General features: G+C 64.4%; 3 protein-coding genes. All 3 read left to right on the top strand.

Translation table 11 applies throughout. The annotated features are described in order from the left end of the window. Positions 1-108 precede the first annotated feature (108 nt). Positions 109-1,668: an alpha-N-arabinofuranosidase gene (locus ACYVDE_RS14075; RefSeq protein WP_460502176.1), complete on the top strand. Its 1,560-nt coding sequence runs from the start codon at positions 109-111 to the stop codon at positions 1,666-1,668. 57 nt (positions 1,669-1,725) lie between these two features. Continuing rightward, positions 1,726-2,841, top strand: a complete 1,116-nt coding sequence (locus ACYVDE_RS14080; RefSeq protein WP_460502177.1) for an endo-1,4-beta-xylanase — start codon at positions 1,726-1,728, stop codon at positions 2,839-2,841. 169 nt (positions 2,842-3,010) lie between these two features. Beyond that, a partial coding sequence (locus ACYVDE_RS14085) for a glycosyl hydrolase 115 family protein (RefSeq protein ID WP_460502178.1) occupies positions 3,011-5,102 on the top strand: 2,092 nt, incomplete at its 3' end.

Here is a 5,102-nt window from a genome sequence, read left to right on the forward strand (position 1 = left end):
CGGGCCGCCACCTGCGTTGGGCCAGTGGCCCGGCGGCCGGGGTGCACCGCCGCCAACTTTGCCGATGAGCGCGACGGCATTTAGCTACCTGACGGTTTTTCTGAGCATATGAATCTATTTCAGCGCCTTGTGGTGGCGGCGGCGCTGGGCCTGGCCGGCGCGGCCGGTATTTCGGCCCAAACCGTACAACTGAGCGTGCAGCCCGGCGATGGGCAACTGCGCATCAGCCGCGACATTTACGGGCACTTTTCGGAACACCTGGGGCGCTGCATCTACGGCGGCTTCTGGGCCGATAAGGACGCAAAAGCGCCGCAGCAGGGCCGGATTCGGCTAGACATTGTGGCGGCGCTCAACAAGATAAAAGTGCCCAACCTGCGCTGGCCCGGCGGCTGTTACGCCGACGCCTACCACTGGCGCGACGGCATCGGGCCCGCGGCTCAGCGCCCGCCGCGCATCAATACCTGGTGGGGCGATGCCGTGGAAGACAACAGCTTCGGCACCCACGAATTTCTGGAGCTGTGCGGCCTGCTGCACTGCGCGCCCTACCTGGCCGCCAACGTGGGCAGCGGCACTGTGGAGGAAATGGCCAGCTGGATGGAATACCTGAACTCGAACGCCGACACGCCCCTGACCCGCCAGCGCGCCCAGAATGGCCACCCCGCGCCCTACGGCGTGACGATGTGGGGCATCGGCAACGAAAGCTGGGGCTGCGGCGGCAACATGACGGCCGAGTACTACACCGATGTGTACAAGCGCTACGCCACCTTCGCCCACAACTTCCCCGGCTCGCCGCCGCTGCGCAAAATCGTGAGCGGCGCCAATGGCGACGACGCCCACTGGACCGAAACGTGCATGAAAAACATCCCCCTGAACCAGATGTGGGGGCTGACGCTGCACCAGTACACTCTACCCACCGGCAGCTGGACCGGCAGCAAGGGCTCGGCCACCAATTTCGATGAGGCGCAGTACTTCAACACCCTGAAAAACTGCCTGAAGATGGACGACGTGGTAACCCGCCACGCGGCCATTATGGACCAGTACGACCCCCAGAAAAAGGTGGCCCTGCTGGTAGATGAGTGGGGCGTGTGGACCGACGTGGAGCCCGGCACCAACCCCGGCTTCCTGTATCAGCAGAACTCGCTGCGCGACGCGCTGGTGGCCGGCACCACGCTCAACATCTTCAACAACCACTGCGACCGGGTGCGCGGGGCCAACCTGGCCCAGGCCGTGAACGTGCTGCAGGCCCTCATCCTCACGGACAAGGACCGGATGCTGCTCACGCCCACCTACCACGTGTTCGACCTCTACCAGGTGCACCAGGATGCGCAGTACCTGCCGCTGCGCTTCAGCAGCCCCGACTACGAGCTGAACGGGCAGAAGCTGCCGGCCCTGAATGCCTCGGCCTCGAAGGACGCGGCCGGGGCCGTGCACATCTCCCTCGTCAACCTCGACCCGCACAAAACCCTGAAAATTGACACGGCGCTGCCCGGCGTGAGCTGGAAAACCGTGAGCGGCCGCATCCTGACTTCCGCCAAAGTCAACGACTACAACACCTTCGACAAGCCCAACACGGTGCAGCTGGCCAGCTTCGCGGGCGCCAAAAAGCGCGGCGCCAACCTGGCCGTGGAGCTGCCGCCGCAGTCGGTGGTGGTGCTGGAGCTGAAGTAAGCAGTGCCCGCGCCGACCGGGGCGCATGCCCGGCCGTCCATTCCTTTCGCCTACTCTATGAAAAGCAAGCACGCGTTGTTGTACCTCGCGCTGGCCGGCCTCGGGCTCGGCTTCGGGCCGATGGCCGACCGGCCGTTGAAGGACGCCTTCCGGAAAGATTTCTACGTGGGCGCCGCCCTCAACAACCGCGTGATTAGCGGGCGCGACCCCCGGACGGCGGCCATCGTCCGGCAGCAGTTCAACACCATCAGCCCCGAAAACCTGCTGAAGTGGGAAGCCGTGCACCCGCAGCCCGACCAGTACAACTTCAAGCCCGCCGACGACTACGTGGCCTTCGGGCAAGCCAATAAGATGTTTACCATCGGCCATACGCTGCTGTGGCACCAGCAAACGCCCAGGTGGGTGTTTGAGGACGGGGCCGGCCGGCCCGCCAGCCGCGAGCTGCTGCTCAGGCGCCTGCAGGAGCACATCAGCACGGTGGTGGGCCGCTACAAGGGCAAGATTGCGGGCTGGGACGTGGTGAACGAAGCTATCGACGACCAGCAGGGCGACCTGCGCAAAACCAAATGGCTGGAAATACTGGGCGAGGATTTTGCCGCCAAAGCCTTCGAGTACGCCCACCAGGCCGACCCCAAAGCGGAGCTGTACTACAACGACTATAGCCTGTACCGCCCCGAAAAGCGGGCCGGCGTCATCAAGCTGGTGAAAAGCCTGCAGGCTAAGGGAATCAAGGTGGCCGCCATCGGCATGCAGGGCCACTACGGCCTCACCAAGCCCAGCATTGAGCAGGTGGAGGCCAGCATCGTGGCCTTCTCGCAGCTGGGCGTGCACGTCAATTTCACCGAGCTCGACATCGACGTGCTGCCCAACCCCAGCCGCCGCCAGGGCGCCGACATCGCCGAAACCTTCGGCGTTGACCCCCGATACAACGTGTACACCACCGGCCTGCCCGACTCGGTGCAGCAGCAGCTGACCAAGCGCTACGCCGACCTGTTTGCCCTGTTCCACAAGCACCGCGCCGTGATTGACCGCATCACCCTCTGGGGCGTGACGGACAACGACTCCTGGCTGAACGACTGGCCCATCCGGGGCCGCACCAGCTACCCCTTGCTGTTCGACCGCCGCTACCAGCCCAAGCCGGCCCTGCAGGCCGTGCTGCAGGCGGCCAGGTAGAACAGTGTAGAGACGCAACATCTTGCGTCTCGTCGTTGAACGACCGGGGCCGTGCCGTCAGCAGGTCGTTCAGGCGTTATCGTTCAACGACGAGACGCAAAATATTGCGTCTCTACCCCGTCTGACGCCATTGGGGCGTGTTCCTTTCCACTGCCATTATCGCTACTTCATGAAGCTTCTAATTTTTAAGTGGTCAGCAGCTGCTCCGTTGGCTCTGGCGCTACTTTTGGGTGCCATTGAATCGCCGGCTCAGGCGGTGCTGCCCGTGAAGGCGGGCACGGCATCGGCCACCAAAGCCAAAGGGGCTTTCACGCTGGCCGCGGCGGGCAAAACCGCGCCCATCTACGTCAGCGCGGCGGACTGGCCCGGCGTGCTCCGCGCCGCCCACGACCTACAGGCCGACGTGCAGCGCGTCACCAAGCTCACGCCCGGCTTCAGCACCGAAAAGCCCGGCGGCAAGGAAGTTGTCCTCATCGGCACGCTGGGCAAAAGCCCGCTGATTGATGCGCTGGTGAAGGCCAAGAAGCTAAATGTTGCGGGAGTGGCGGGCAAGTGGGAAGTGTTTGTGCGGCAGGTAGTGGAGAACCCGATGCCGGGCGTGGCCCGCGCCCTCGTCATTGCCGGCAGCGACAAGCGCGGCACGATTTACGGCATCTACGACCTCTCGCAGCAGATTGGGGTGTCGCCCTGGTACTGGTGGGCCGATGTGCCGGTGCAGCCGCAAGCCACCCTGCTGATTCCGGCGGCCCGCCACTCGCTGGGCGAGCCCAAGGTGAAGTACCGCGGCATTTTCCTGAACGACGAAGCGCCGGCTCTCACGGGCTGGGCGAAGGAAAAATTCGGCGGCATCAACTCGAAGATGTACGCGCACGTGTTTGAGCTGCTGCTGCGCCTGCGCGGCAACTACCTGTGGCCGGCCATGTGGGGCAACGCCTTCAACGACGACGACAAGCTCAGCCCCGGGCTGGCCGATGAGTACGGCATCGTGATGGGCACTTCGCACCACGAGCCCATGCTGCGCGCCCAGCAGGAGTGGAAGCGCTACGGCCACGGCCCGTGGAACTACCAGACCAACGACACCACCCTGCGCCGCTTCTGGCGGCAGGGCATCCGCAACATGGGCCGCCACGAAAGCATCGTGACCATGGCCATGCGCGGCGACGGCGACGAGCCCATGAGCGAGGGCAGTAACATCGCGCTGCTCGAAAAAATCGTGGCCGACCAGCGGAAAATTCTGGCCGAAGAAACTCACCGGCCCGCCGAGAAAACGCCCCAGCTCTGGGCCCTCTACAAGGAAGTGCAGGACTACTACGACAAGGGCATGCGCGTGCCCGACGACATGACCCTGCTGCTTTGCGACGACAACTGGGGCAACCTGCGCAAGCTGCCCAAAGCGGGGGAGAAGCCCCGCGCCGGCGGCTACGGCATCTACTACCACTTCGACTACGTGGGCGGCCCGCGCAGCTACCGCTGGCTGAACACCAACCCGCTGCCGCGCGTGCGCGAGCAAATGCACCTAGCCTACGAGCACGGCGTGAACCAGATTTGGATTGTGAACGTGGGCGACCTCAAGCCCATGGAGCTACCGATTTCGTTTTTCCTCGACTACGCCTGGAACCCCGACAAAATCGGGGCCGACCAGGTGGCAGCCTACACGCAGCGCTGGGCCAGCCAGCAGTTTGGCCCACAATACGCCGCTGATATTGCCGACATCCTGGCCAAGTACGCTAAGTACAACGGCCGCCGCAAGCCCGAGCTGATTGACGCCAACACCTACAGCTTGGCCACCGGCGAGTGGGCCAAAGTAGTAGCCGACTACACCCAGCTCCGCACCCGCGCCGAAGCCATCAATCAGCAGCTGCCCGCCACCTCCCGCGACGCCTTCTACGAGCTCGTGCTACACCCCGTGCAGGCCTGCGCCAACCTCAACGAGCTGTATTACACGGTGGCCCTAAACCGCGAAGCTGCCAAAACCAACCAGCCCAGCACCAACGCCCTGGCCGAAAAAGCCCGGGCCCTGTTTGCCAACGATGCGGCCATCAAAGCCCGCTACCACGCCTTGGCCGGCGGCAAATGGAACCACATGATGGACCAGATGCACATTGGCTACACCTCCTGGCACGACGAAAAGGCCGACATCATGCCCGAGGTGGTGACGCTGCCTGCCGGGGCTGCGCCCACCGCCGCGCCTGCCCCGGCGGCCGCCGTGCCCTACGTTTCCATCGAAGCCGAGCACTACACCAAGGCCGTGAATGCGGGCC

It is taken from the genome of Hymenobacter agri, assembly GCF_054778495.1.

Excerpts from the sequence above, each read along its gene's own strand:
- ACYVDE_RS14075 (WP_460502176.1), top strand. The coding sequence starts at position 109 with ATGAATCTATTTCAGCGCCTTGTGGTGGCGGCGGCGCTGGGCCTGGCC.
- ACYVDE_RS14080 (WP_460502177.1), top strand. The coding sequence starts at position 1,726 with ATGAAAAGCAAGCACGCGTTGTTGTACCTCGCGCTGGCCGGCCTCGGG.